Raw genomic sequence first — 26,154 nt, 5'->3', positions numbered from 1 at the left:
GATGGCTAAGCTCTCTCTCTTCGCGAAGCGCCGCCAGCGTGTCCGCACGCAGTTGCGCGCCAAGGCCGGCGGGCGTCCGCGCCTGTCGATCCATCGCTCGGGTCAGCACATCTACGCGCAGATCATCGACGATGCGGCGGGTCGTACCGTCGCTTCGGCGTCCACCCTCGAGAAGGAGGTGCGCAGCACCTCCGGCGCCGGCGTCAAGGCGGCGGTCGAGGTTGGCAAGCGCGTTGCCGAGCGCGCCAAGGCGGCCGGTGTGTCGCTGGTCGTGTTCGATCGTGGCGGCTTCCTCTTCCATGGGCGTGTCAAGGCGCTCGCTGACGCCGCCCGTGAGGGTGGTCTGGAGTTCTGATGATGGCCGATGAAGTGCAGAACCAGGCGCCCGGCGCCGAGCAGCCGGCCGGCACCGAAGGCGCGCCCCGCGAGGGTCGTGGCCCGCGCGGCGGCCGTGGCCGTGGTCCGGGTGGCGATCGTGGCGGCCGTGGCCGTGACGGCAATCGTGGCCGTCGTGACGACCGCCGCAACAACGCCGAGGAAGGTGGCGAGGAGCTGATCGAAAAGCTCGTCCACATCAACCGCGTCTCGAAGACCGTGAAGGGTGGTAAGCGTTTCGGCTTCGCCGCTCTGGTCGTGGTCGGCGACGGGAAGGGTCGTTCGGGCTTCGGCCACGGCAAGGCCCGCGAAGTGCCGGAAGCGATCTCGAAGGCGACCGCCGCCGCCAAGAAGGCGATGGTCCGCGTTCCGCTGAAGGACGGCCGCACCCTCCATCACGACGGCAACGGCCACTTCGGTGCCGGCCGCGTGACCGTCCGCTCGGCGCCGCAGGGCACCGGCATCATCGCGGGTGGCCCGATGCGCGCCATCTTCGAGAGCCTGGGCGTTCATGACGTGGTGACCAAGTCGGTCGGTACGTCGAACCCGTACAACATGATCCGCGCGACCTTCGAGGCGCTCAAGGATCAGACCAGCCCGAAGTCGGTCGCGGCTCGCCGTGGCAAGAAGATTGCGGACCTGCTCGGCCGCGGTGGTTCCCAGACCGCCGAAGCCGATGCCGCCGCGATCGTGGAGTAATCGATCATGGCGACCATCAAGGTGACGCAGACCGGTTCGCCGATCCGTCGTACCGCTGACCAGCGCGCGACTCTGGTCGGCCTCGGCCTCAACAAGATGCACCGGACCCGCGAACTCGAGGATTCCCCCGAGGTTCGCGGCATGATCCGCAAGGTGCAGCACATGGTGAAGGTGGAGGGCTAAGCCCTTCGCCCGATCACCGGGTGTCAGAAACAGGGGCTCCGCTGCCGATGAGGTAGCGGAGCCCTTGTCTTATCCGGGACATCCCCTCCGGGATGCCCTAACGAGAAGCGTGGGGCCGGACGCGCCCACGCCGAGGCGGTGCGAGAGGCGATGCAGGCGGACAAGCGCATATTCCTGACGCTGGATGGGTTGCGGGGCATCGCCGCGATCATGATCGTGCTGTTCCATTCGCGGGCGATCGTCGGGCATTTCCATCCGGCGTCGGCCTATCTGTCGGTGGACCTCTTCTTCGCGCTCTCCGGCTGCGTCCTGGAGGCCTCCTATCGCGGGCGGCTGGCCGAGGGGCTCTCGACGCGGGCGTTCATGCGCATCCGCTTCATCCGCCTCTGGCCGCTGTTCGCGCTGAGCCTGATGATCGGGCTCGCCTTCGCGCTGGTGCGCCTCGCCATGGGGGTGGGGGGAGACACGCCCGCCAGCATCGCCCTGGCGCTGGTGACGGGCCTCGCGATGCTGCCGTCCCCGTCGCTTTCGGGGCATGACTGGGTGATGCCGCTCAACGTCGCAGGCTGGTCGCTGGTGCTCGAACTGGCGATCAACGCGCTCTACGCCTGGCAATGGCGGCGGCTGTCGAACCGCCTGCTGTGGCTCGTCGTGACGGTGTCGGGGCTGGTGCTCACCGCCGCGAGCCTGGCGCATGGCGGCGTCGACATGGGCTCGACCTGGGGCTCGGTCGCCGGTGGGCTGGTGCGGGTGCTTTATTCCTTCTCGCTCGGCGTGCTGATCTTCCGGGCCTATGACGGGCGTGTCCGGCGGGGCTGGGTGGCCGCGCTGGTGCCGCTGCTGCTCATCCCGATCCTCGCCACGGGCGGCGGCGGGCCGCTGTTCGATCTCGCCTGCGCGCTGTTCGTGCTGCCGCTGCTGGTGTGGGCGGGGCTGAGGCTGGAGCCCGCGCCGGGGCTGGACCGGCTGTTCCGCTGGGCCGGGCTCACCTCCTACGCGGTCTATGTGCTGCATGGGCCGGTGCTCCAGTTCGCGAAGCTGGCGATCTTCCATTATTGGCGTCCCCGGACGGATGCCGTCTGGATGGCGGGCCTCGCGGCGATCGCGGCGCTGGTGCTGCTGAGCGCGGCGGTCGACCGCTGGTATGACACGCCCGTCCGGCGGAAGCTCTCGGCGCATCTGCGCCGCCGCGCCGAGGCCGCCAGAGGCGAGCGGGCGATGACCGCGTCCTGATTCCTCGGGAATCGGGTTGGCAAACGGATCGAATGTCGTTAAGGGCCGCCGCTTCCTATCCGCGCGACAAAAGCGAAAGCGAGTGCATATCATGAAACTGAACGACATCCGCGACAACGAAGGCGCCCGTCATCGCCGTATGCGCGTGGGCCGTGGCATCGGCTCCGGCAAGGGCAAGACCGCCGGTCGCGGTCAGAAGGGTCAGAAGTCCCGCGAGGGCGTCTCGATCAACGGGTTCGAGGGCGGTCAGATGCCGCTCCACATGCGTATCCCGAAGCGCGGCTTCAACAACATCTTCGCGAAGGACTTCGCCGAGGTGAACCTCGGCCAGATCCAGAAGCTGGTCGACGCCAAGAAGCTCGATGCGGCGGCGCTGATCGATCACGCGGCGCTGAAGGCGGCCGGCGTGGCCCGTGGCGGCAAGGACGGCGTGCGCGTTCTCGCCAAGGGCGAGCTGACCGCGAAGCTGTCGTTCAAGATCGCCGGCGTCTCGGCTTCGGCCAAGGCGGCGATCGAGAAGGCCGGTGGTTCGGTCGAGGTGATCGAGGTGGTTCCGGCCGCCGAGAAGGCCGCGGCCAAGAAGAACAGCGTCCGCGACGCGAAGCGCGCCGCCCGCGCCTGAGCCGGGATCGGTTCGAACCTTTTGCCGCATAGGGCTTAGACAAGCTCGATTGAGGCTTATATGGAAGCGGCGGGCGCATTGATGCACCCGCCGCTTTTCGTTTTTCGGGGACGTTCAATTCATGGCATCCGCCGCCAATCAGACGGCCGCAGGGCTTAGCCTGTCGAAGTTCTCGCAGGCCACCGATCTCAAGAAGCGGCTGTGGTTCACGCTGGGCGCGCTGGTCGTGTTCCGCCTGCTGAGCTTCGTGCCGCTGCCGGGCATCGATCCGCGCGCGCTCAACTCGCTGTTCCAGAAGACGAACGGCGGCGTGCTCGATTTCTTCAACAACTTCTCGGGCGGCGCGCTCCACCGCATGTCGGTGGTGGCGCTGGGCGTGATGCCCTACATCACCGCCTCGATCGTCGTGCAGCTCGCCACCTCGCTTTCGCCCCAGCTCGAGGCGATCAAGAAGGAAGGCGAGACCGGCCGCAAGAAGCTCAACCAGTATACCCGCTACCTCACCGTCTTCCTGACGGTGGTGCAGGGTTATTTCATCTCCGTCGGCCTGGAGAGCTGGGGCGCCTCGTCGGGCGTGTCGGCGGTGGTCGAGCCGGGGATGCTGTTCCGCATCACCACGGTGATCTCGCTGGTCGGCGGCACCATGTTCCTGATGTGGCTGGGTGAGCAGATCACCTCGCGCGGCATCGGCAACGGCGTGTCGCTCATCATCATGGCCGGCATCGTCAGCCAGTTCCCGACCGTCGTGTCGAACCTGCTGGAGAGCGGCCGCACCGGCTCGATCTCGCCGCTGACGATCATCGCCGCCTTCGTGATCGCGTTCGGCATGATCTATTTCATCTGCTTCATGGAACATGCGATGCGCCGGGTGCTGATCCAGTACCCCAAGCGACAGACCGCGCGCGGCATGATGCAGGGCGAGAAGAGCTACCTGCCGCTCAAGATCAACACCTCGGGCGTGATCCCGCCGATCTTCGCTTCGTCGCTGCTGCTGATGCCGCTGACGATCGCGCAGTTCGCCGGCAGCCATGCCCAGGGCTCCGGCCGCTGGAACGACATCCTTCTGTCGATCAGCACCGCGCTCCAGCATGGATCGCCGCTGTACCTGTCGCTCTACGCGATCGGCATCATCTTCTTCTGCTTCTTCTACACGGCCGTGGTGTTCAACCCGGAGGAGACGGCGGACAATCTGAAGCGTTATGGCGGCTTCATTCCGGGCATCCGTCCGGGCAAGGCGACCGGCGACTATCTGGATTACGTCCTCACCCGCATCACGGTGATCGGTGCCGCTTATCTGGCCGCGATCTGCCTCGTGCCCGAGGCCGTCATCAAGGCGTTCGGCCTGCCGCAGATGCCGCTGACCGGCACCAGCCTGCTCATCGTCGTCAACGTGACGATGGATACCGTGACGCAGATCCAGAGCCATCTGCTCGCCCATCAATATGGCGACCTCATCAAGAAGGCGAAGCTCAAGGGCGGTGCGCAGCGCCGCTGAGGCGGCCGCCGACACCTTGGGTAAGAAGAGGGGGAAGGAATATATGAACATCATCCTGCTCGGGCCGCCCGGTGCTGGTAAGGGAACGCAGGCGACCCGGCTGGTCGAGACGCGCGGCATGGTGCAGCTATCGACGGGCGACATGCTGCGCGCCGCGGTGAAGGCGGGGACGCCCACCGGCCTTCAGGCCAAGGCGGTGATGGATGCCGGGCAGCTCGTCTCGGACGAGATCGTGTCGGGCATCATCGGCGACGCGCTGGACGCGCTGCCGCAGGAGACGGGCGTGATCTTCGACGGCTATCCGCGCACCCATGCGCAGGCCGTCGCGCTCGACGCCATCCTTGGCGAGCGTGGCCGCAAGCTCGGCCATGTGATCGAGCTGGCGGTCGACGAGGATGCGCTGGTCGAGCGCATCGTCGGCCGTTTCACCTGCGCCACCTGTGGCGCCGGCTATCACGACCATTTCAAGCAGCCCAAGGTCGAGGGCATCTGCGACGTCTGCGGCGGGCACGAGTTCAAGCGCCGGCCGGACGACAATGAGGAGACGGTGCGCACCCGCATGGCGGAGTATCGCGCCAAGACCGCGCCGATCCTTCCCTATTACGAGGCGAAGGGTCTGGTGAACCGGGTCGACGGCATGGCGGACATCGCCCATGTCGGCGAGGCCATCGATGCCATTCTGGATCGCGTGCCGGCCTGAGCGGACGTCATGCGGACCAGCGCAGGAGGGGAGGGGTTCCGATGGGGCCGCTCCCCTTTTCCCGTTGGGGATCGACTCGCTTGACAGGCGCTGAGTCGATCATTAGGTGCAGCCAATCCCGCAACCCGGCATCCCGTCGGCGCCTTGTCGCGCGTCGTTTGGGTGGCGTTGCGGGTCGAAGCGACGAGATGGGGCGCCTTGCCCGAGGCGCCCTGTGGAGCAGGAGAAGAACACAGTGGCTCGTATTGCGGGTGTCAACATCCCGACCAACAAGCGCGTCGAAATCGCGCTGACCTACATCCATGGCATTGGCCCGGCCAAGGCCAAGGAAATCACCGCCAAGCTCGGCCTTGAGCCGCAGCGCCGCGTGCAGGATCTGTCCGATCAGGAAGTCCTCCAGATCCGTGAGGCGATCGACGCCGGCTACACCGTGGAAGGCGATCTGCGTCGCCAGACCGCGATGAACATCAAGCGTCTGATGGACCTCGCCTGCTATCGCGGCCTCCGCCATCGCAAGGGCCTGCCGGTCCGCGGCCAGCGCACGCACACCAATGCGCGCACCCGCAAGGGCAAGGCCAAGCCGATCGCCGGCAAGAAGAAGTGATGACGCCGGCCGGGGCTCGCCTCGGCCACGGTGTCCCTCAGGTAGGATCAGCAGAAAATGGCTCGTGAACCGCAGCGCATTCGCCGTCGCGAACGCAAGAACATCACCGCCGGCGTCGCCCATGTGAACGCCAGCTTCAACAACACCATGATCACCATCACCGACGCGCAGGGCAACGCCATCGCGTGGTCGTCGGCGGGCATGATGGGCTTCAAGGGCTCGCGCAAGTCGACCCCGTACGCCGCCCAGGTCGCCGCCGAGGACGCGGGCAAGAAGGCCGCCGAGCACGGCGTCCGCACGCTCGAGGTCGAGGTGAAGGGTCCGGGTTCGGGCCGTGAGTCGGCGCTCCGCGCCCTCCAGGCGGTCGGTTTCCAGATCACGTCGATCCGCGACGTGACCCCGATCCCGCACAACGGCGTTCGCCCGTCCAAGCGTCGTCGCGTCTGATCGTACTTCCGACGCGGCCGCTCATCCGGCCGCGTCGACCTTCCGGCCGGGGGTGGACGCACCCCCTGTAAAGCCCAACCCTTGAGGGAAGACATATGGCCGTCAACGCCAAGAACTGGCAGGAACTGAAGAAGCCCAACGGCCTCGAGAAGAAGGCTGGCGGCGATGGCAAGCGTCGCGCCACTTTCGTCGCTGAGCCGCTGGAGCGTGGTTTCGGCCTGACGCTGGGCAACGCGCTGCGCCGCGTTCTGCTCTCGTCGCTCCAGGGTGCCGCCGTCACCTCGATCAAGATCGAGAATGTGCTGCACGAGTTCTCGTCGCTCGCGGGCGTCCGCGAAGACGTCACCGACATCGTGCTGAACGTCAAGCAGATCGCGCTCAAGATGCAGGGCGAGGGCGCCAAGCGCCTCCAGCTCTCCGCGACCGGCCCGGCCGAAGTCACCGCGGGCATGATCGCCACCACCGGCGACATCGAGGTGATGAACCCGGATCTGGTGATCTGCCATCTCGACGACGGCGCGACGCTCAACATGGAGCTGACCGCCGCGACGGGTAAGGGCTATGTCGCCGCCGCGCTGAACCGTCCGGCCGATGCGCCGATCGGCCTCATCCCGGTCGACGCGCTCTATTCGCCGGTCCGTCAGGTCGCCTACAAGGTGGAGAACACCCGCGTCGGCCAGGAACTCGATTACGACAAGCTCACGCTGACGATCGAGACCGACGGCACCGTCACCCCGGAAGATGGCCTGGCCTATGCCGCGCGCATCCTTCAGGACCAGCTCCAGCTCTTCGTCCACTTCGACGACGGCCTGACGCTCCAGACCTCGATCCCGTCGGTTGCCGGCGTGGCCGTGCCGTCTGCCGGTGCCGAGCCGGAGACGGACGCCAACCAGCTCAACCGCTACCTCCTCAAGAAGGTGGACGAGCTGGAACTGTCGGTCCGTTCGGCGAACTGCCTGAAGAACGACAACATCATCTACATCGGCGACCTGGTCCAGAAGACCGAGGCCGAGATGCTCCGCACGCCGAACTTCGGCCGCAAGTCGCTCAACGAGATCAAGGAAGTGCTCTCGTCGATGGGCCTGCGCCTCGGCATGGACATCCCCGGCTGGCCGCCGGAGAACATCGAGGAAATGGCGAAGAAGCTCGAGCAGGAATATTGATCCTGACGCGGGGGCTCCGGCCCCCGCGGCGAGTTTCCAAGTCGATCAGGGGTATGGGCGGTGCCCCGTTTCACCGCCTGGCCCGCAGTACCTCGGACGGCTGCGGGACGAACATGAAGGAAGAAAACCATGCGTCATCGCGTCGGCGGCCGTAAGCTTCAGCGCACCGCCTCCCATCGTACCGCCCTGTTCCGCAACCAGTCGGCGGCGCTCATCAAGCATGAGCAGATCACGACGACCCTCGCCAAGGCGAAGGAGCTTCGTCCCTATGTCGAGAAGCTCGTCACCCTCGCCAAGAAGGGTGGCCTGTCGAACCGTCGTCTGGCCCACGCCCGTCTCCAGGACGATGCGCAGCTCGTGAAGCTGTTCGACGTGCTGGCCGAGCGCTACGCCTCGCGCGCGGGCGGCTACACCCGCATCATCAAGGCCGGCATCCGCGCTTCGGACGCCGCCCCGATGGCGATCATCGAGTTCGTCGACCGCGACACGTCGGCCAAGGGCCAGGACTCGGGTCCGGTCGAGGTTGCCGACGAGCTGGAGGATGCGGCCTAAGCTGCTCCCCTTCGGTCTCATCGCCGAAACAGTGGAAAGGGCCGTCCCGGATCGGGGCGGCCCTTTTTGCTTGTGGGCGGCGCATGGTTGAATCACCCGCCCGCCGGGTTAGAGCGGAAGCCGGGAAAGAACGGCGCAGCAAAGGAAGCCTCATCGATGAGCCCGGACGGACCGATCGCCTATCCCCCGACGACGCGTGGCGACATCGTCGACACGCTGTTTGGCCGGACGGTCAGCGATCCCTACCGCTGGCTGGAGGGCGATGTCCGTCATGATGAGCGGGTGCGGGCGTGGGTGGAGGCCGAGGCGGGGCTGACCGAAGCCTATCTCGCGAAGCTGCCCGGCCGCGAGGCGATCCGCGAGCGGCTGACGCGGCTGTGGAATTACGAGCGCGTGTCGCTGCTGCTCAAGCGGGGCGGGCGCTATTTCCATCTGCGCAACAGCGGGCTGGATGCGCAGCCGGTACTCTGCATGCGCGACAGGCTCGCCGCCGAACCGCGCGTGTTGATCGATCCGAACCATTGGTCCGAGGATGGCGCGACCGCGCTCGGCGAGTGGGAAGTGTCGCGCGACGGCCGTCGCATCGCTTATGCCGTGCAGGATGGCGGCAGCGACTGGCGGACGGTTCGCGTCCTCGACGTTGACGGCGGCGAGACGCTGTCCGACGAGGTGCATTGGGTGAAGTTCAGTGGGCTCGCCTGGGCGGGCAATGGCTCGGGCTTCTTCTACTCGCGTTTCCCCGAGCCGGAGGCGGGGGCGGAGCATCAGGCCTCGAACCTCGATCATTCGGTGTGGTTCCACCGCCTCGGCACGCGTCAGGAGCAGGACTTCCTCGTTTATGCGACGCCGGATCGTCCGCGCCTCACCCATGTCGCGGAAGTGACGCAGGACGGGCGCTGGCTGCTGATCTCGTCCGCCGAAGGGACGGAGGTCCGCACCGAGCTGACGCTGATCGATCTCACCGCCGAGAAGCTGCAATCCCGCACGCTGGTGCGCGGGCTGGAGAATGACTGGCGGCTGGCGGGCGCGGCCGGCGACCTCTTCTATTTCGTCACCGATCTGGAGGCGCCGCGCCGCCGCATCGTCTCGATCGATGTCGCATCCGAGATGCGCCGCCGCCGCGAGATCGTCGCCGAGGGGCATGATCTGATCGCCGATGCGCGGCTGGTCGGTGATCGGCTGCTCGTCTCCGTCCTGCGCGACGTGGCGAGCGAGCTGCGCGTCTATGACCTCGAAGGGCGGCTGATGGACCATGTCGGCCTGCCCGCCGTCGGCGCGATCGCGGCGATGGACGGGGAGGGCGGCGACCCGGAGGCCTTCTTCGCCTTCACCAGCTATGACCGGCCGACGGAAATCCACCGTCTCGACGTCGCCACCGGTGCGACGAGCATGTTCGCGCGCCCGCCGCTCTCCTTCGATCCGGCGGAGTTCGTCGTCGAGCAGACCGCCTGCACGTCGAAGGACGGCACGGTGGTGCCGATCTTCGTGCTGCGCCGTCGCGATGTCGTCTCGCCCGCGCCGACGATCCTCTATGGCTATGGCGGATTCGAGATCTCGCTGACGCCGGGCTTCTCGCCGGCCGCGCTCGGCTGGGCGGCGATGGGCGGCGTCTATGCCGTCGCCAACATCCGGGGCGGGGGCGAATATGGCAAGGCCTGGCACGACGCCGGTCGCCGCGCCAACAAGCAGAATGTGTTCGACGACTTCATCGCCGCCGCCGAGCATCTGATGGCGCGGGGGATCGCGGCGCGGAACGGGCTCGTCGTCCACGGCCATTCCAATGGCGGGCTGCTCGTCGCTGCCGTCACCAACCAGCGGCCGGACCTGTTCGCGGCGGCGCTGCCGGGGGTGGGCGTGCATGACATGCTGCGCTTCCATCGCTTCACGGCGGGGCGCTACTGGATCGACGATTATGGCGATCCGGGCGTGGAGGAGGATTTCGCGACGCTGCTCGGCTATTCGCCGATCCACAATATCTGCCACGGGGCGGACTATCCCGCGATCCTGATCGCCACCGCCGATACCGACGATCGCGTGGTGCCGGCGCACAGCTTCAAATATGCCGCCGCGCTCCAGGCCGCGGACATCGGGCCGAGGCCTCACCTGATCCGCATCGAGACGCGGGCCGGCCATGGCGCGGGCAAGCCGCTCGCCAAGCAGATCGAGGAGATCGCAGACCTCTGGGCGTTTGCCGCCTATTGGTCGGGCCTGCGACTCTAGGCGGCCTTTGCCGCTTCCTGCGTGCCGGATAGCATTTCGGCGATCTCGCGCTCGCCCGGCACGCGCTGTTCGATCACGCAGCGCAGCTTGAGGCCATCGAAGCCGTTGGCCGGGATCGCCATCGCCTGTGCGACGATCGATTCGTCCCGCGTCTCGACATGGCGCCCCTCGGCGAGGCCGGCGCCCGCGATACGGAGCAGCTCGTTGAAGGCGTAGTGGCCCGTGGTGGCCACCACCCGATCCTGCTCGTCGACGATGCTGACCAGCGCGTTGGCGTTCGCCTGCCCGATACTGTGGAGGATCGCGTCGGCCTGCCCCTGCCAGTCATATTCGAGATAGCAGACGCCGACATTGCGCCCATCCTGCCGGATCGGGGCGACATAGATCAGCACATGGCGATTGTTGGAGAAGGGATTCTCCCACACCTCGTCGGTGAACCAGTCATCCATGCCCATCGCGGCGAGCGCCATGTTGTACTGCGGCTCGTTGCGCAGATTGTGGGTGCGGACCTCGGCATTGGCGTGGGCGCAGGCGACGATATTGCCCTTGTTGTCGGCGACGAAGGCGTTGAGGAAATAGGGCGAGAAATGGAGCATCGCGCGCAGCCGGTCGAGCGCGCGTTGCTCCGCCACCGGATCGGTGAGCGCCTCTGCCGCGCCCGCGACCACGGCGGGATCGGTCGCCAGCATCCGCACGTCGATCGAGCGATCATAAAGCGAGCGTGCGACCGTCTGGATGATCGACTGGGCCAGCTCGGCGAGGCGCGCGCCCTCCACCTCGCCGACCAGCTCGTCCGCGATATGGGCGCCCTGCGCGAGGCGATCGAGCACCTCGGCGCGGAAATTGGCCGCGCTGGAGCGGGCCTGGCCGGCCAGCGCCTTCACCTCCTGCGCCACCACCGAGAAGCCGCGCCCGGCCTCGCCCGAGCGCGCCGCCTCGATCGTGGCGTTGAGCGCCAGCAGATTGGTCCGCCCGGCGATCGCCTCCGTTTCGGAGGCGTAATGCTGCACCTCCTCGCGGAGCGTGGAGAGCAGCGAGCGGATACGACGCGGCATTCGGGAATCCCCCACCGAAACTGTTGTCGTTCGACTTAAGTCCCATATGTAAACGAAGCGTTGACCATGCCGCCGCGGCTGGACAGGGGAGGCCTCGCGCTTTAGGGGCTCGCCATGACCGTCACCCCGCAAGACTGCATCCTCATCGTCGATTTCGGCAGCCAGGTGACCCAGCTCATCGCGCGTCGCGTGCGTGAAGCGGGCGTCTATTGCGAGATCGCGCCCTTCCAGTCCGCCGATGCCGCGTTCGACCGGCTGAAGCCCGCCGGCCTGATCTTCTCGGGCGGGCCTGCTTCGGTGACGGAGGAGAACGCGCCCTCCGCGCCGCAGCGCTTCTTCGAGGCGGGGCTGCCGATCCTCGGCATCTGCTATGGCCAGCAGACGATGTGCAAGCAGCTTGGCGGCGAAGTGGTCGTTTCGGGCGAGGGCGGCGAGTTCGGCCGCGCCTTCGTCGAGGTGAAGGACCGCTCGGCGCTGTTCGACGGGCTCTGGCAGGAGGGCGAGCGCCATCAGGTCTGGATGAGCCATGGCGACAAGGTGACGCGCCTGCCGGAGGGCTTCCACCCGATCGCGGTCTCCGAGGGCGCGCCCTTCGCCATCACGGCGGACGAGAGCCGCCGCTTCTACGGCGTGCAGTTCCACCCCGAGGTGGTCCACACGCCCGATGGCGGCAAGCTGATCGCCAACTTCGTCCGCCATGTCTGCGGGCTGGAGGGCGACTGGTCGATGGCCGGCTTCCGCGCCGCCAAGATCGAGGAAATCCGCCAGCAGGTCGGCAAGGGCAAGGTGATCTGCGGCCTGTCGGGCGGCGTCGACTCGTCGGTCGCGGCGGTGCTGATCCACGAGGCGATTGGGGATCAGCTCACCTGCGTCTATGTCGATCACGGCCTGATGCGCGCCGGCGAGAGCGAGCAGGTCGTCTCGCTGTTCCGCAACCACTACAATATCCCGCTCATCCATGTGGATGCCGAGACGCTGTTCATGAAGGGGCTGGAGGGCGTCACCGATCCCGAGGCCAAGCGCAAGTTCATCGGCAAGACCTTCATCGAGGTGTTCGAGACCGAGGCGAAGAAGATCGGCGGCGCCGAGTTCCTGGCGCAGGGCACGCTCTACCCGGACGTGATCGAGAGCGTCAGCTTCACCGGCGGGCCTTCCGTCACGATCAAGAGCCACCACAATGTCGGCGGCCTGCCGGAGCGGATGAACCTCAAGCTGGTCGAGCCGCTGCGCGAGCTGTTCAAGGACGAGGTCCGCCTGCTCGGCCGCGAACTGGGCCTGACCGAGGCCTTCGTCGGCCGCCACCCGTTCCCCGGACCGGGCCTCGCGATCCGCATCCCCGGCGAGGTGACGAAGGAGCGTTGCGACATCCTGCGCAAGGCCGACGCCATCTATCTCGAAGAGATCCGCAACGCCGGGCTCTACGATGCGATCTGGCAGGCTTTCGCGGTGCTGCTGCCGGTGCGCACCGTCGGCGTGATGGGCGATCACCGCACCTATGATTCGGTGTGCGGCCTGCGCGCGGTCACCTCGGTCGACGGCATGACGGCGGACGTCTATCCGTTCGACGCTGGCTTCCTGAGCCGGGTGGCGACCCGCATCGTCAACGAGGTGCAGGGCATCAACCGCGTGGTCTACGACTTCACGTCGAAGCCGCCGGGGACGATCGAGTGGGAGTGAAGCGGAAAGCGGGAATGTCCAGGGGGCATTCCTTCGCTTCATTCGGCGGCATCTGCCGCCGCGCGGCGCTGCTTGCCGTGCTTCTGTCCGCTGCCCCCGTGGCGGCCGACACGCCCGATCCCGCCAACTGGACCCAGCCGATCGCGCCGTTCCATCTGATCGGGCCGATCGACTATGTCGGCAGCGCCGGGATCGCGGCCTATCTGATCCACACTCCCGCCGGCGCCATCCTCATCGACGGCACGCCGGAGCCGAACGCCGCGATGATCCGCCAGCATATCGAGGCGATGGGCGTGCCGATCCATGGCGTGAAGTGGATTTTCGTCAGCCACGCCCATTTCGATCATGCCGGCGCCGTGGCGGCGCTGGCGCGCGACAGCGGCGCGAAGGTGGCGGCGGGCGCGGGCGACGTCGCGGCCCTGGAACGGGGGCGCTCGCCCGGCGAGGTGCTCTACACGCCCAGGCCCTATCCGCCGGTGCATGTCGATCGGCCGATCCGGGATGGTGACCGGGTGACGCTGGGCGGCGTCACGCTCACCGCCCGCGCCACGCCCGGCCACACGCCGGGCTGCACGAGCTGGACCATGCAGGTGCGCGAGAAGGGGCGGCCGCTGGCCATCGTCTTCCCGTGCAGCGTGAGCGTCGCGGGCAACAGGCTGGTCGGGAACAAGGCCTATCCCGGCATCGTCGGCGATTTCCGCAGGAGCTTCGACAGGCTCGGCGCGATGAAGGCAGATGTGGTGCTGCCCGCCCATCCCGAGGTGGCGGACGTGATCGGCCGTGCCCGTCGCGGTGCGCTGGTCGATCCGGCGCTGCTCGGGCGGATCGTCGCCAAGTCCCGCGCCGATTTCGCCACCGCGCTCCAGAAACAGCAAAAGACGAACCATGACTGACGCGATCACCATCTACGGCATCAAGGCCTGCGACACGATGAAGAAGGCCCGCAACTGGCTCGACGAACATGGCGTCGCCTACGGTTTCCACGATTACAAGGCCGCCGGCATCGACCGTGTGACGCTGTCGGGCTGGGTGGCCGAGCATGGCTGGGAGAAGATCCTCAACCGCACCGGCACGACCTTCCGCAAGCTTCCCGATGCCGATCGCGAGGGGATCGACGCCGACAAGGCGATCGACCTGATGCTGGCCCAGCCGTCCATGATTAAGCGTCCGGTGCTCGATCTCGGCGGGCGCACGCTGGTCGGCTTCAAGGCGGAACATTATGCCGAGGCGCTGGCCTGATCGCCGCCCGGCGATTTGCCCCTGAGCGCCGAAGCCGCTAGTCCAAGGCCATGTCCACGACCTTCACGCTCGACACCTCGACCAGCCGGGCGAACCCGACGCCAGCGCCGGTCAAGCGCCTGACCGTCCCCGCGATTCGCGGCCGCAAGACGCAGGGGCAGCCCGTCGCCGAGCCGATCGTGATGCTCACCGCCTATACGGCGCGCATGGCGCAGATCCTCGATCCGCATTGCGACATGCTGCTGGTCGGCGACAGTCTGGGGCAGGTGATCTACGGCCTGCCGTCGACCATTCCGGTCAGCATGGAGATGATGTGCGCCCATGGCGCCGCCGTCGTGCGCGGGAGCTGGCACAGCGTCGTCGCCATCGACATGCCGTTCGGCAGCTATGAGGCCTCGCCCGAGCAGGCGTTCCGGTCGGCGTCGCGTCTCCTCAAGGAGACGGGGGCTGCGGCCGTGAAGCTCGAGGGCGGGGAGGCGATGGCCGAGACGGTCGCCTTTCTCTCGGCGCGCGGGATTCCCGTTGTGGGACATGTCGGCCTCACTCCGCAGGCGGTGAACGTGCTCGGCGGCTATGCCGCGCGCGGCCGCAGCGAGGCGGAGGCCGAGAAGATCGTCCGCGACGCGCGCGCCATCGCGGATGCCGGTGCCTTCACGCTGGTGATCGAGGGCGTGGTCGAGCCGATCGCCGCCCTCATCACGCAGGAAATCGCCTGCCCCACCATCGGCATCGGCGCGTCCGCCCAATGTGACGGGCAGGTGCTGGTGATCGACGACATGCTGGGCATGTTCGAGCGCACTGCCCGTTTCGTGAAGCGCTATGACGATCTGGCGCCGCGTATCGCGGCTGCGGCGGAGGCTTATGCGGGCGAAGTCCGCGCCCGCGCCTTCCCGACGGCGGCGGAAACATACGCCCCCAAGTGATAGCTGTTCCGTTCCCGCGCGCGCGCCGCTAAGGTCCGCCGCGTTTTCGGGCCTTGTCGCCCCATGGAGATGTTGATTGGCACTCACCCCGCAGAGCAATGAAGCCTTCTTCCGCGAGGTGGACGACGAGGTTCGGCGCGAGCGCGTCGAGAAGGCCGCGCGCCGGTATGGCGTGATCGTCGGCGTCATCGTGCTGCTTGCGCTGATCGCGTTCGGCGGCACCTTGTGGTGGCGCTCGCATCAGCAGGATATCGCCGGCGAGAAGGGCGAGAAGATCGTCCAGGCGATGTCCTCGCTCACCGCCGGCAACGAAGCCGATGCCCGCAAGCAGCTCCAGGCGCTCGCGGACGAAGGCTCGAAGGGTTATGCGCCGCTCTCGCGGATGCTGCTCGCCGACATGCTGGTGCGCGACGGCAAGCTGCCGGAGGCCTCCGCCGCCTTTGCCGGGATCGCCGCCGATGGCAGCGTTCCGCAGCAGCTTCGCGACGTCGCCGTGCTGCGCGGCACGACGCTCGACTTCGACAAGCTGCCGCCCGCCGAGGTGGTCAAGCGCCTGAAGCCGCTCGCCGTGCCCGGCAACCCGTGGTTCGGCAGCGCCGGCGAGATGAGCGGCATCGCCTATATGAAGCTGAACCAGCCCAAGCAGGCCGGCGCGCTCTTCGCCGCGATCGCCAGGGACAAGTCGGTCCCGCGCTCGCTGCGCGCGCGCGTGTCGCAGCTTGCGGCCGATCTCGGCGTCGACGCCGTTCAGCCTACCGACAGCGCGGATTCCTGATTGCGGCTTGCCGCGTGGCCCGGCGGGCGGGGAGCCCGGGGCCTGGACATGGATGTGAGACGAACATGATGGGGCGGGGATTGACGGATCGAAAGCGGGCTTCGCTCGGGGCGGCGCTCACGGCGGCGACGCTGCTGTCGGGCTGCGGCATCTTCCACGGTGGCGACAAAAGGCCGAAGACGGCCGTGCTGGGCGAGCGCATCCCCGTGCTGACCGTGGAAAGCAGCGCGGGCACCGACGCTTCGATCTCCGCGATGCCGGTCACCGTGCCGGCGGCCGACGCGAATGCGATGTGGATGCAGCCGGGCGGCGATGCGCAGAAGGCGATGGGCAATGTCGCGCTGGCCGAAAATCCTGGCCGCGTCTGGATGGCGCAGCTCAGCAAGGCCGGCAAGAATGAGCGCCTCGCGGCGACGCCGGTGATCGCCAACGGTCATGTCTATGTGATCGACACCATGGCCAATGTCCGCTCGTTCGACGCGCAGACCGGGCGGCAGTTATGGTCGGTGCAGATCAAGGGCAAGATGGGGCCGGCGCTCAAGCAGGCGGGCGTGATGGGGCTGCTCGGCCGCAAGGAGCACAAGCGTTACACCGCCTCGCTGTTCGGCGGCGGCGTCAGCTTCGATGATGGCAAGCTTTATGCGACGACCGGCCTCGGCGACGTCGCGCAGCTCGACGCGGCGACCGGCAAGATCGGCTGGAAGGTGACGCCGGGCGGCCCGCTGCGCGGTGCGCCCTCGATCGCCGGCGGCTCGGCCTATGTGATGAGCCAGGACAACCAGCTCTTCGCGCTCAGCCTCGCCGATGGCTCCACCCAGTGGACCGCGAGCGGCCCGCTGGAGACGGCCGGCGTGTTCGGCGCGGCGGCGCCCGCCATCGCGCACAGCACCGTCATCGCGGGGTATTCGTCGGGCGATCTCGACGCCTATCGCTACGAGAATGGCCGCGTCGTGTGGCAGGACGCGCTGACCCGCACCAGCATGTCCACGACGGTGGGCGACGTCACCGACGTCGACGCGAGCCCGGTGGTGGACGACACGCGCGTCTATGCCGTGGGCGCGGGCGGTCGCATGGTGGCGCTCGATCTCGTGACCGGCCAGCGCCTGTGGGAAATCAATGTCGGCGGCATCTCGACCCCGGCGCTCGGCGGCGACTGGCTGTTCATGGTGGGCGACGATGCGCGTCTCTACTGCATCCAGCGCACCACGGGTAAGATCCGCTGGTCGACCCAGCTCAAGCACTGGAAGAACCCGGACAAGAAGAACAAGCTCGTCTTCTGGAACGGCCCGGTGCTGGCGGGCGGCCGCCTGATCCTCACCAATTCGCTCGGTGAGCTCGCCTATGTGTCGGTCGCCGACGGCAAGGTGCAGACCATCCGGCAGGTGAGCAAAAAGCCCTTCACGCTGCCGCCGGTGGTGGCGGCGGGCACGATGTATCTGCTCTCCAGCGACGGCAAGCTGTCGGCCTGGCGCTAGGTTCCCGGACGTCCTGGGCTGAATCGGCCTGGGGCGCGGCTTATTCCTCCGCCCCATGGCCAAAACCGTCATCACGCCCTAGGGCGAAGCGCGAACCGCTTCGACCTGGGGCGGATTGGCTTTATGGAAGTGCCGCCGGGCGTCGATCGCTGGACTGCGAACGACGGTCAAGCCGGCTGCGGAGATAGTATGGCGAAGCTGCCCACCGTCGCGATCATCGGCCGGCCGAATGTCGGCAAGTCGACCCTGTTCAACCGCCTCGTCGGCAAGCGCATCGCGCTGGTCGACGATCGCCCCGGCGTGACGCGCGACCGTCGCGAGGGCGACGCCGAGCTTCTGGGCGTGTCGTTCAAGGTGGTCGACACCGCCGGTTTCGAGAGCGACGATCCGCAGTCGCTGCCCGGCCGAATGCGCGCGCAGACGGAGGCCGCCGTCGCGCAGGCCGACGCGGCGCTGTTCATGATCGACGCCCGCGCCGGCGTGACCCCGCTCGACGAAACCGTGGCGAACTGGCTGCGCGGTTCGGATACGCCGATCATCCTCGTCTGCAACAAGGCGGAAGGGAAGGCGGCGGAGCCCGGCGTCTATGAGAGCTTCGGCCTCGGCCTCGGCGATCCGATCGCGCTCTCGGCCGAGCATGGCGAGGGCATGGGCGACCTGTTCACGGCGCTGCTCCCCTATGTCGACCGCGAGGATTTCGAGGAGGAAGAGGAGGGGGACGACAACCCCGACGCCATCCTCAAGCTGGCCATCGTCGGCCGCCCGAACGCCGGCAAGTCGACGCTGGTCAACACGATGCTGGGCGAGGACCGGATGATTACCGGCCCGGAAGCCGGCATCACCCGCGATTCGATCGCGGTCGACTGGCAGTGGCCCAGCCCCGACGGCCGCATCCGCGACGTCCGCCTGATCGACACGGCCGGGCTGCGCAAGAAGGCCAAGATCGAGGACAAGCTGGAGAAGCTCTCCGCCTCCGACACGATGCGCGCGGTGGATTTCGCCGAAGTGGTCGTGCTGCTGCTCGACGCCACGCGCGGGCTGGAGGCGCAGGATCTGCGCATCGCCGACAAGGTGCTCGAAGAGGGCCGTGCGCTCGTCATCGCGCTCAACAAGTGGGATGTGGCGGAGAACCAGTCCTCGCTGTTCAACGGCGTCAAGGCGGCGCTGGAGGAGGGGCTCAGCCAGGTGAAGGGCGTGCCGCTGATCGCGGTGTCGGCGGCCACCGGCAAGGGGCTGGACCAGCTTCTCGGCGCCGCGTTCGAGACGCGCGACGCGTGGTCGCGCCGCGTGTCGACCGGCGTGCTCAACCGCTGGTTCGAGAAGGCGGTCGAGAAGAACCCGCCGCCCGCGCCCGGCGGCAAGCGCATCAAGCTGCGCTTCCTCACCCAGGCCAAGACGCGCCCGCCGGGCTTCGTGCTGTTCGGCACGCGCGTCGATCAGCTCCCGACGAGCTATCAGCGCTATCTCATCAACGGCATCCGCAAGGAGCTGGGCTTCGGCGCGGTGCCGGTGCGGCTGACGCTGCGCGCGCCGAAGAACCCCTATGGGGCGAAGAAGCCCGGCGAGGAATGAGCGAGGCGCTGCTCGATCTGCGCGGCCTGCGCTGTCCCTGGCCGGCGATTCGGGTGGCGCGCGCGATCCGGGAGGCCGGGGAGGATGCGGTCATCGTCGCGGTGGCCGACGATCCCGCCGCCCCGCGCGAGATCGGTGCCGTCGCGACCGAGCGCGGATGGCGCTTTTCCGATATCGAAAGCCCGATCGGGCCGGGCCTTCGACTAATTGCGGATCGCGCGTAACCCTCTCTTTACCCGAAACGCTGCATAGGCGTGTCAACAGGTGTGAGTATTGGGGGATCTGCTCGTGGCGATGGGAGCCGCCGAACTGGTCGATTGGAACGCGTTTGCCCGCGTTCGTGCGGAGCTGGGCACCGGCTTCGTGCGAATCCTCGGCTATTTCCGGGAAGACGGCGCCAAGGCCGTCGATGCGATCGAAGCGGCCATCCGGGAACGGAATGCCGCCGCCCTCGTGCTGCCCGCGCATACGCTGAAGGGCGAATCGCGCCAGTTCGGCGCCGAACCGCTGGCGGCACTGGCCGAAGTGATCGAGATGACCTCCCGCCGCTGCGTGGAAGCCCGCGAGACGCCCGAAGAGCTGATCGAGCGCGTGGTGGAGCTGCGCCCCCTGTTCGACGCCACGCTGCGCCTGTTCGATCGCGAGGTGAGTCCGCTCGCCGATCGTCGCCCCGCTTTCGGCCGCAAGCCCGCCGGCGGCTTCGGTATCGCCCAGCGCTGACACCGGTTTGCCGCGCTGCCCCCAGGGGAGCGGCGCGACGGAATGATTGCCCTCAATCGCCGGTGGTGGTGCCTTCCTCGTCGGCGGCCTTGGACTGAAGCTGGACATAGTTCTGGATGCCCATCAGCTTGATGAGATCGAACTGCTTCTCCAGATAGTCGATATGCTCCTCCTCGTTGGCGAGGATCTTCACGAACAGGTCGCGGCTGACGAAATCGCGCACGGCTTCGGCCTGGACGATGCCTTCGCGCAGCACGGGCACGGCCTCTTCCTCGGCGGCGAGGTCCGCCTTGAGGATCTCCTCCACCGTCTCGCCGACGCGCAGGCGGCCGAGCATCTGGAAATTGGGAAGGCCGTCGAGGAACAGGATGCGCTCGGCCAGCAGATCGGCGTGCTTCATCTCGTCGATCGATTCGTGCCGCTCGAAATCGGCCAGCTTCTGAACGCCCCAATTGTCGAGCAGGCGATAATGCAGCCAATATTGGTTGACCGCCGTCAGCTCATTCTTGAGCGCGAGGTTCAGCAGCTCGATAACCTTCGCGTCGCCCTTCATCATCGGCCTCCATACCTCGGAAAGCCGGCGTTTTACCGCTTGTAGGGCGATAATCCCACCGCGAACGACTCGCGCAAGCGGTTCTCAGGAGGAAGGTCAGCCGTCCTGCTGCTCGGTGGCGATCAGGTCTCGGGCGAAGGGAACGCACTGGCCACAGCGCGGGCGGCAACCAAGCGACGCGTAGGCGGACAGCGGATCCCGGCAACCGGCGCGGGCTGCCTCGCGGACTTCACGCTCCTTCAACGCGTTGCAAACACAGACGATCATAGGGCCTCCGTGGCGACGGAGCCTCTATAGGGCTATTGCGATACAATCTCAATATCGGTTCGTCGCATCGGCTGGGCCTTTCCACGCGCCAGCGAGCGCCATGCCCATTCGAGCGGGCCGTAGCGATAACGGGCGAGCCAGGCGGGGCTCCACAGCAGCATCGACAGCCAGACGAGCGCCACGACGGGATAGAGCGCCAGCCGCCCGAGTCGGTCGAACAGGCCGAGGCCCCAGCCGTAGAAGAGGAAGGTCATGGCGAGGCTGGTGCCGAGATAATTGCTGAACGCCATCCGCCCGGCGGCGCGCAGGCGGGCCTTGAGGCCGCTCTCGCCACCCGCGAGCCATGCGAGCGCGAGGCTGGCTTCCGCGAGCGCGAGGATGGGGCGGAAGGGGATGCCGCCCTCGGTCGCCGCCGCGAAGGTGGTGAGCGTGTCGAAGCCGCTCTGGAAGCACCACCAGCAGAGCGCGACGGTCGGCGGCAGCCCGATGGCGAAGCCGATCGCGGCGGCCTTCAGATAGCGTCCGCGCGTCCACTGGCCGGTGAGGAAGCCCGAACGGAGCGCCGCCATGCCGATCAGCATGAAGCCCAGCGTTTCCGGCCCGTCGAAGGCGAGCAGGAAGAGCGGCCCATCGAGCGCGTGGGAGAGATTGTCGGCGACGATGCCGCTCCATGGCCCGCGCAGGCGTGCGATCTCTCTGGCGACATCCTGGGGCGCACCGACGCCGACACCGGCCGCGAAGTCCCGCCAGGCGGAGACAGTGGCGGCGTCCGCGCCCGGAAGCTGGGCGGCGTGGCGCAGCGCCACGAAGCTGCCGAGGAAGGCCGCGCCGATGACGAGTTGGATCAGGAGCAGCATCACCCCGATGCGAAGCTGCTGGCGGCTCTCCAGCGCCACGAAGGGCAGGGCGATGAGGCCCACCAGCGCATAATGGAGCAGGATGTCGCCCGGCCAGACGAAGAGCAGGTGCGCGGCCCCGAACAGCGCCAGCGTCGCCATGCGCAGGCCGTGGGTGCGCGGGCCGCTGCGCCCGGCGGCTTCGGCGCGCTCGACCACGATCAGCGTCGAGGCGCCGAACAGGATCGAAAAGAGCGCGCGCATCTTGCCGTCGACAAGCACGAAGCCCGCGGCCCAGACGGCAAGATCGGCCGGTCCGGTGCCGCCGCCCGCCAGCGGATTGAAATAGGCGCCGGACGGCAGGGCGAAGCCGGCGATGTTCATGAGCAGGATGCCCATCACCGCCAGCCCGCGAAGGCCGTCGATCGTGGCGTGGCGCGGCGATGGGTTCATGGCGCGGACCTGTCGGTTCGCCGCGCGCCCGTCAAGCGGTGAGCCGCTTCGATGGGAAGGGAGCCGGCGGCCCGGCGTTCACCGGGCCGCCGGGCGGGTCACTTGCCCTTGACGGGCGTGGCGCCGGGTGTGCCGCACTTGGCGAACTTGCCCCTGGCGTCCTTGCACCGCGTGGCCGGCGCGGCCTTGGCCGGCGGGCATTTGGTGAACTTGCCCTTGGCATCCTTGCAGGGCGCGGCGAACGCGGGCGCGCTCGTCAGCGCGAGGACGGCGGCGGCGGTCATCAGCTTACGGATCATGCTCTTCTCCCCTGAGTCGAAGCGCGCACAGACGACTGCAAGACGACCGCCGCGTCAATCCGCGCCATCAGGCGAGCGCGGCGTCGGCACCCATCAGCGTCGGGAAGAAGCCCTCATGCGCGCGGCGGAGGTCCGCCAGCGCCACCGAGGAGACGCCGCCGCGCCCGACGAGGTCGAACGCCACCGCGTTGCCGCCGGTCACGCCGATCGCGATGCAGTTGACGCCCGCCGCCTCGGCGCGCTTGCGGAGCGCTTCGGGGTCGGTGGTGGTGACGATGTAGCGGCCCTGGTCCTCGCCGAAGAGCAGGCCGGTGGGCGCGGGCGCATCGGCCACGACGGGCACGGTGACGCCGATGTTCGACGCCAGCGCCATCTCCGCGACGGCAACCGCGACGCCGCCGTCCGAGCAGTCATGCACGGCGGAGACGAGGCCGTCGTTGATGAGGCCACGGACCAGTTCGCCCGCCGCCTTCTCGGCCTTGAGGTCGACCGACGGGGCCGGGCCGGCGTCGCGGCCGTCGAGGCCGGCGATCTCGCGCAGCCACAGCGACTGGCCGAGATGGCTGTGCGAATGGCAGAGTAGGAAGACTTCCTCGCCCTCGGCCTTGAAGGCGATGGTGGCGGACTTCGTCCAGTCTGCGAGCAGGCCGACGCCGCCGATCGCAGGCGTCGGCAGGATCGCCGAGCCGGTGCCGTCCTCGCCCTTCGTCTCGTTGTAGAGCGAGACGTTGCCCGAGACGATCGGGAAGTCGAGCGCGGCGCAGGCTTCGGCCATGCCCTCGATGCAGCCCACGAACTGGCCCATGATCTCCGGGCGCTGCGGGTTGCCGAAGTTCATGCAGTCGGTCGTGGCGAGCGGGAGCGCGCCGACGGCCGAGATGTTGCGATAGCATTCCGCGATCGCCTGCTTGCCGCCCTCGAACGGGTCCGCATAGCAATAGCGCGGGGTGCAGTCGGTGCTGATCGCGAGGCCCTTCTGGGTGCCGTGGACGCGCACCACCGCCGCGTCGCCGCCGGGGCGCTGCACGGTGTCGGCACCGACCATGTGGTCATACTGCTCCCAGATCCAGCGGCGCGAGGCGAGATCGGCCGAGCCCATCAGCGTCACGAGATCGGCTGCGATGTCCTTCGATTCGAAGGTCTGGGCGAGCGGGGCGGGGGCCTCGGTCTTCACCCAGGGGCGATCGTAGAGCGGGGCGTCGTCGGCCAGCGGGCCGAGCGGGATGTCGCACACCGTCTCGCCGTTGAAGGTCAGCACCATGCGGCCGGTGTCGGTGACGGTGCCGATCACGGCGAAGTCCAGCTCCCATTTGCGGAAGATGGCTTCGGCGAAGGCTTCGCGGCCGGGCTTGAGCACCATGAGCATCCGCTCCTGGCTCTCCGACAGCATCATCTCATAGGGGGTCATGCCCACTTCGCGCTGGGGCACCTTGTTCATGTCCAGCTCGATGCCGACGCCGCCCTTGGACGCCATCTCGACCGAGGAGGAGGTGAGGCCGGCGGCGCCCATGTCCTGAATGGCGACGATCGCGTCGGACGCCATCAGTTCGAGGCAGGCTTCGATGAGGAGCTTCTCGGTGAAGGGATCGCCGACCTGCACGGTCGGGCGCTTCTCTTCCGAATCCTCGTCGAAGTCGGCGGAGGCCATGGTCGCGCCATGGATGCCGTCGCGGCCGGTCTTGGAGCCGACATAGACGATCGGATTGCCGACGCCGGAGGCGGCCGAATAGAAGATCTTGTCGGTATCCGCGACGCCAACCGTCATCGCGTTGACGAGGATGTTGCCGTCATAAGCCTTGTCGAAATTGGTCTCGCCGCCGACGGTCGGCACGCCGACGCAGTTGCCGTAGCCGCCGATGCCGTGGACGACGCCGGCGATCAGGTGGCGCATCTTGGGGTGGTCGGGCCGGCCGAATCGCAGCGCGTTCATGTTGGCGACCGGGCGGGCGCCCATGGTGAACACGTCGCGCAGGATGCCGCCGACGCCGGTGGCCGCGCCCTGATAGGGCTCGATGTAGCTGGGGTGGTTGTGGCTCTCCATCTTGAAGATGGCGGCCTGTCCGTCGCCGATGTCGATCACGCCGGCATTCTCGCCGGGGCCGCAGATCACCTGCGGGCCTTTGGTCGGCAGCTTCTTCAGATGAAGGCGGCTCGACTTGTAGGAGCAATGCTCCGACCACATCACCGAGAAGATGCCCAGCTCCGTGAGATTGGGCTCTCGGCCGAGCGCGTTGAGGACGCGCTCATATTCTTCCGGGGAAAGCCCGTGCTGGGCGACGACTTCGGGGGTGATGGCGGTGGCGTCGGTCATGGCCCGGCCCGATAGCGCGCGGCGGGCTTCCGGGCAAAGAAAAAGGCCGGCGGGGATGCCGCCGGCCCGTTTGATTGTTCCCGAAACGCGGGCGATGCGATCAGTTGCTGTCGCAATCCTGCTTCGGCTTGCCCGGAACCGTGAGCGAAATGGTCGAGGCGGACGCGCTGCCCGTCAGCTCGTAACCGCCATCGGCGACCATCGGCTGGCCGGCCGCCGGCGCCCGCAGGATGTTGGCGATCGTGTTCTTCTTCAGGTGCAGGCCGGCGCTCTTGCCGTCCGAATAGAAATCCACATAGACGACGCTGTTGTCCTTGCAGCGGAACGTCTTGGTGGCCTGGATGGAAGGCGGCAGCTCGACCGGCTTGGCGGCGGCGAGTTCCGCCTTCATGTCGTCCTGCGGGCCGACCACGATATTCTCGGGCTGGCTGTTGCAGGCGGCAAGGGCAAGGAAGAGCAGGCCCGAGAGGGCCGGCGCGGCGCGGAGGGGAAGGAGGGGGGTTCGCATAGCGTCAACGCTGATTCCGAACGTCGCCGCTCAGGTCAAGCCACTTGTGGTCGGATACCACAAATTTACGGCCGCCAACGTCCCGGAATCGGGCGGCGTGACACATATTTCATGCATGACATGCTGAACCTCTTGGCCCGCGTCAAGCAAAGCTCCGTTGCGGCCGCGCCTGCCGCCGCCTATGTCCAGCCGATGACCAAGGTTGCGTCCGATGCGCTCTCGCTGATCGGCAATACGCCGCTCGTCCGTCTCGCTGGCCCCAGTGCGGAGACCGGGTGCGAGATTCTCGCCAAGTGCGAGTTCATGAACCCCGGCGGCTCGGTGAAGGACCGTGCGGCCCTCTTCATCGTCGAGGATGCCGAGGCGCGGGGCCTGCTGAAGGCCGGCGGCACGATCGTCGAGGGCACGGCCGGCAATACCGGCATCGGCCTGGCGCTGGTGGCGAACGCCAAGGGCTATCGCACCATCATCGTCATCCCCGAGACGCAGAGCCAGGAAAAGAAGGACACGCTGCGCGCGCTCGGCGCCGAACTGGTCGAGGTGCCGCCGACGGCCTATTCGAATCCCGCCCACTACGTCCACACCTCCCGCCGAATCGCGGAGGAGACGGAGGGCGGCTTCTGGTCAAACCAATTCGACAACACCGCCAACCGCATGGCCCATATCCGCACCACCGCGCGCGAGATCTGGGCGCAGACCGAGGGCAGGGTGGACGGCTTCACCTGCGCGGCCGGCACCGGCGGCACGCTGGCGGGCGTGGGGCTCGGCCTCAAGGAATATCGTGAGGATGTGACGATCGCGCTCACCGATCCGCATGGCGCCTCGCTTTATAATTATTACGCCTGCGGGGAATTGCGCGCCGAGGGCAATTCGGTAGCCGAGGGGATCGGCCAGAGCCGCATCACCGCCAATCTCGACGGCGCGCCGGTCGACACGCAGTTCCGCGTCTCCGACGAGGCGGGGCTGCGCTGGGTCCACCGGCTGCTGACCGAGGAGGGGCTCCATATCGGCCTGTCCTCCGGCATCAACGTCGCGGGCGCCGTGGAGCTGGCGAAGCAGCTCGGCCCCGACAAAACGGTGGTGACGATGCTGTGCGATTCGGGAATGCGCTATCTCTCGACGCTGTCGAACCCGGACTGGCTGCGCGCGAAGGGTTTCGAAGTCCCGTCCTGGCTGGAGCGCCGGTGAAGCCTGCGAT

Annotated in this window: 29 protein-coding genes; 22 read left to right on the top strand and 7 right to left on the bottom strand. The window is 67.6% G+C overall.

The features are described 5' to 3' along the window. Position 1 precedes the first annotated feature (1 nt). The 12 genes from rplR (at position 2) to FHS98_RS11175 (ending at position 10,293) form a co-directional block, all read left to right on the top strand. A complete protein-coding gene (rplR, locus tag FHS98_RS11230) occupies positions 2-355 on the top strand; it encodes a 50S ribosomal protein L18 (protein ID WP_167104532.1) in 354 nt (117 codons plus the stop codon). A gap of 2 nt (positions 356-357) precedes the next feature. Beyond that, complete coding sequence (gene rpsE / locus FHS98_RS11225) at positions 358-1,074, top strand: 30S ribosomal protein S5 (RefSeq protein ID WP_167105383.1); 717 nt, start codon at positions 358-360, stop codon at positions 1,072-1,074. Between the two features lie 6 nt (positions 1,075-1,080). After that, entirely contained in the window at positions 1,081-1,257 is a 177-nt protein-coding gene (rpmD, locus tag FHS98_RS11220; protein ID WP_167104529.1) for a 50S ribosomal protein L30, read from the top strand. 138 nt (positions 1,258-1,395) lie between these two features. Next, on the top strand, positions 1,396-2,490 hold the full coding sequence (locus FHS98_RS11215) for an acyltransferase family protein (RefSeq protein WP_167104526.1): 1,095 nt from the start codon (positions 1,396-1,398) through the stop codon (positions 2,488-2,490). Between the two features lie 91 nt (positions 2,491-2,581). Continuing rightward, positions 2,582-3,112, top strand: a complete 531-nt coding sequence (gene rplO, locus FHS98_RS11210; RefSeq protein WP_167104523.1) for a 50S ribosomal protein L15 — start codon at positions 2,582-2,584, stop codon at positions 3,110-3,112. 121 nt (positions 3,113-3,233) lie between these two features. Beyond that, on the top strand, positions 3,234-4,607 hold the full coding sequence (gene secY / locus FHS98_RS11205; RefSeq protein WP_167104520.1) for a preprotein translocase subunit SecY: 1,374 nt from the start codon (positions 3,234-3,236) through the stop codon (positions 4,605-4,607). Between the two features lie 43 nt (positions 4,608-4,650). After that, positions 4,651-5,307, top strand: a complete 657-nt coding sequence (locus tag FHS98_RS11200; protein ID WP_167104517.1) for an adenylate kinase — start codon at positions 4,651-4,653, stop codon at positions 5,305-5,307. A gap of 235 nt (positions 5,308-5,542) precedes the next feature. Continuing rightward, positions 5,543-5,911: a 30S ribosomal protein S13 gene (rpsM, locus tag FHS98_RS11195; protein ID WP_167104513.1), complete on the top strand. Its 369-nt coding sequence runs from the start codon at positions 5,543-5,545 to the stop codon at positions 5,909-5,911. 57 nt (positions 5,912-5,968) lie between these two features. Beyond that, entirely contained in the window at positions 5,969-6,358 is a 390-nt protein-coding gene (gene rpsK / locus FHS98_RS11190) for a 30S ribosomal protein S11 (RefSeq protein WP_167104510.1), read from the top strand. A gap of 95 nt (positions 6,359-6,453) precedes the next feature. Continuing rightward, positions 6,454-7,521 (top strand): DNA-directed RNA polymerase subunit alpha, encoded by a 1,068-nt coding sequence (locus FHS98_RS11185; protein WP_167104505.1) that lies wholly within the window; start codon positions 6,454-6,456, stop codon positions 7,519-7,521. Between the two features lie 129 nt (positions 7,522-7,650). Then, positions 7,651-8,073 carry a 50S ribosomal protein L17 gene (rplQ, locus tag FHS98_RS11180; protein ID WP_167104502.1) on the top strand — a complete coding sequence of 141 codons (423 nt, stop codon included), beginning with the start codon at positions 7,651-7,653 and terminating at the stop codon, positions 8,071-8,073. Positions 8,074-8,229: 156 nt separating this feature from the next. Beyond that, positions 8,230-10,293, top strand: coding sequence for a prolyl oligopeptidase family serine peptidase (locus FHS98_RS11175; RefSeq protein WP_167104498.1), 2,064 nt, complete (start codon positions 8,230-8,232; stop codon positions 10,291-10,293). On the opposite strand, the gene FHS98_RS11170 is transcribed toward FHS98_RS11175, so the two are convergent. Continuing rightward, positions 10,290-11,348 (bottom strand): methyl-accepting chemotaxis protein, encoded by a 1,059-nt coding sequence (locus FHS98_RS11170; protein ID WP_167104495.1) that lies wholly within the window; start codon positions 11,346-11,348, stop codon positions 10,290-10,292. The genes FHS98_RS11175 and FHS98_RS11170 overlap by 4 nt on opposite strands. Before the next feature lie 114 nt (positions 11,349-11,462). Here FHS98_RS11170 and guaA point away from each other — a divergent pair, with 114 nt between their 5' ends. The 9 genes from guaA (at position 11,463) to FHS98_RS11125 (ending at position 19,729) form a co-directional block, all read left to right on the top strand. Next, a complete protein-coding gene (guaA, locus tag FHS98_RS11165) occupies positions 11,463-13,025 on the top strand; it encodes a glutamine-hydrolyzing GMP synthase (protein ID WP_167104492.1) in 1,563 nt (520 codons plus the stop codon). A gap of 14 nt (positions 13,026-13,039) precedes the next feature. Beyond that, positions 13,040-13,918: a subclass B3 metallo-beta-lactamase gene (bla, locus tag FHS98_RS11160; protein WP_167104489.1), complete on the top strand. Its 879-nt coding sequence runs from the start codon at positions 13,040-13,042 to the stop codon at positions 13,916-13,918. Continuing rightward, positions 13,911-14,264 carry an ArsC family reductase gene (locus FHS98_RS11155; RefSeq protein ID WP_167104486.1) on the top strand — a complete coding sequence of 118 codons (354 nt, stop codon included), beginning with the start codon at positions 13,911-13,913 and terminating at the stop codon, positions 14,262-14,264. Before bla ends, FHS98_RS11155 begins: the two co-directional genes overlap by 8 nt. Positions 14,265-14,314: 50 nt before the next feature. After that, a complete protein-coding gene (panB, locus tag FHS98_RS11150) occupies positions 14,315-15,187 on the top strand; it encodes a 3-methyl-2-oxobutanoate hydroxymethyltransferase (RefSeq protein WP_167104483.1) in 873 nt (290 codons plus the stop codon). Between the two features lie 76 nt (positions 15,188-15,263). Next, positions 15,264-15,962, top strand: coding sequence for a tetratricopeptide repeat protein (locus FHS98_RS11145; RefSeq protein WP_167104480.1), 699 nt, complete (start codon positions 15,264-15,266; stop codon positions 15,960-15,962). Between the two features lie 80 nt (positions 15,963-16,042). Continuing rightward, positions 16,043-17,437 (top strand): outer membrane protein assembly factor BamB family protein, encoded by a 1,395-nt coding sequence (locus tag FHS98_RS11140; RefSeq protein WP_243847988.1) that lies wholly within the window; start codon positions 16,043-16,045, stop codon positions 17,435-17,437. Between the two features lie 189 nt (positions 17,438-17,626). Then, positions 17,627-19,009 (top strand): ribosome biogenesis GTPase Der, encoded by a 1,383-nt coding sequence (der, locus tag FHS98_RS11135; protein ID WP_167104474.1) that lies wholly within the window; start codon positions 17,627-17,629, stop codon positions 19,007-19,009. Then, positions 19,006-19,233 carry a sulfurtransferase TusA family protein gene (locus FHS98_RS11130; RefSeq protein WP_167104472.1) on the top strand — a complete coding sequence of 76 codons (228 nt, stop codon included), beginning with the start codon at positions 19,006-19,008 and terminating at the stop codon, positions 19,231-19,233. The genes der and FHS98_RS11130 overlap by 4 nt, the downstream gene beginning before the upstream one ends. A gap of 70 nt (positions 19,234-19,303) precedes the next feature. Continuing rightward, positions 19,304-19,729 carry an Hpt domain-containing protein gene (locus FHS98_RS11125; protein ID WP_208402239.1) on the top strand — a complete coding sequence of 142 codons (426 nt, stop codon included), beginning with the start codon at positions 19,304-19,306 and terminating at the stop codon, positions 19,727-19,729. Between the two features lie 52 nt (positions 19,730-19,781). Here the strand turns inward: FHS98_RS11125 and bfr are convergent, their stop codons facing one another. The 6 genes from bfr to FHS98_RS11095 form a co-directional block, all read right to left on the bottom strand. Beyond that, positions 19,782-20,282 (bottom strand): bacterioferritin, encoded by a 501-nt coding sequence (gene bfr, locus FHS98_RS11120; RefSeq protein ID WP_167105377.1) that lies wholly within the window; start codon positions 20,280-20,282, stop codon positions 19,782-19,784. A gap of 96 nt (positions 20,283-20,378) precedes the next feature. Next, on the bottom strand, positions 20,379-20,549 hold the full coding sequence (locus tag FHS98_RS11115; RefSeq protein ID WP_167104469.1) for a (2Fe-2S)-binding protein: 171 nt from the start codon (positions 20,547-20,549) through the stop codon (positions 20,379-20,381). A gap of 32 nt (positions 20,550-20,581) precedes the next feature. Further along, the gene (locus FHS98_RS11110) at positions 20,582-21,838 is read right to left on the bottom strand and encodes a DUF418 domain-containing protein (RefSeq protein WP_167104466.1); all 1,257 of its coding nucleotides are present in this window, start codon (positions 21,836-21,838) and stop codon (positions 20,582-20,584) included. A gap of 98 nt (positions 21,839-21,936) precedes the next feature. Next, the gene (locus tag FHS98_RS11105; RefSeq protein WP_167104463.1) at positions 21,937-22,137 is read right to left on the bottom strand and encodes a hypothetical protein; all 201 of its coding nucleotides are present in this window, start codon (positions 22,135-22,137) and stop codon (positions 21,937-21,939) included. Positions 22,138-22,204: 67 nt separating this feature from the next. Continuing rightward, positions 22,205-24,448, bottom strand: coding sequence for a phosphoribosylformylglycinamidine synthase subunit PurL (gene purL, locus FHS98_RS11100; protein WP_167104460.1), 2,244 nt, complete (start codon positions 24,446-24,448; stop codon positions 22,205-22,207). Positions 24,449-24,548: 100 nt separating this feature from the next. After that, complete coding sequence (locus FHS98_RS11095) at positions 24,549-24,956, bottom strand: hypothetical protein (protein ID WP_208402214.1); 408 nt, start codon at positions 24,954-24,956, stop codon at positions 24,549-24,551. Positions 24,957-25,148: 192 nt separating this feature from the next. Between FHS98_RS11095 and FHS98_RS11090 the strand changes: the two genes are divergently transcribed. Beyond that, a complete protein-coding gene (locus tag FHS98_RS11090; RefSeq protein WP_167104457.1) occupies positions 25,149-26,144 on the top strand; it encodes a cysteine synthase A in 996 nt (331 codons plus the stop codon). The last annotated feature ends 10 nt before the right edge of the window (positions 26,145-26,154 follow it).

It is taken from the genome of Sphingomonas oligoaromativorans (assembly GCF_011762195.1).
Lineage (GTDB): Bacteria > Pseudomonadota > Alphaproteobacteria > Sphingomonadales > Sphingomonadaceae > Solisphingomonas > Solisphingomonas oligoaromativorans.
This window is presented reverse-complemented; position numbering and strand designations above follow the sequence as displayed.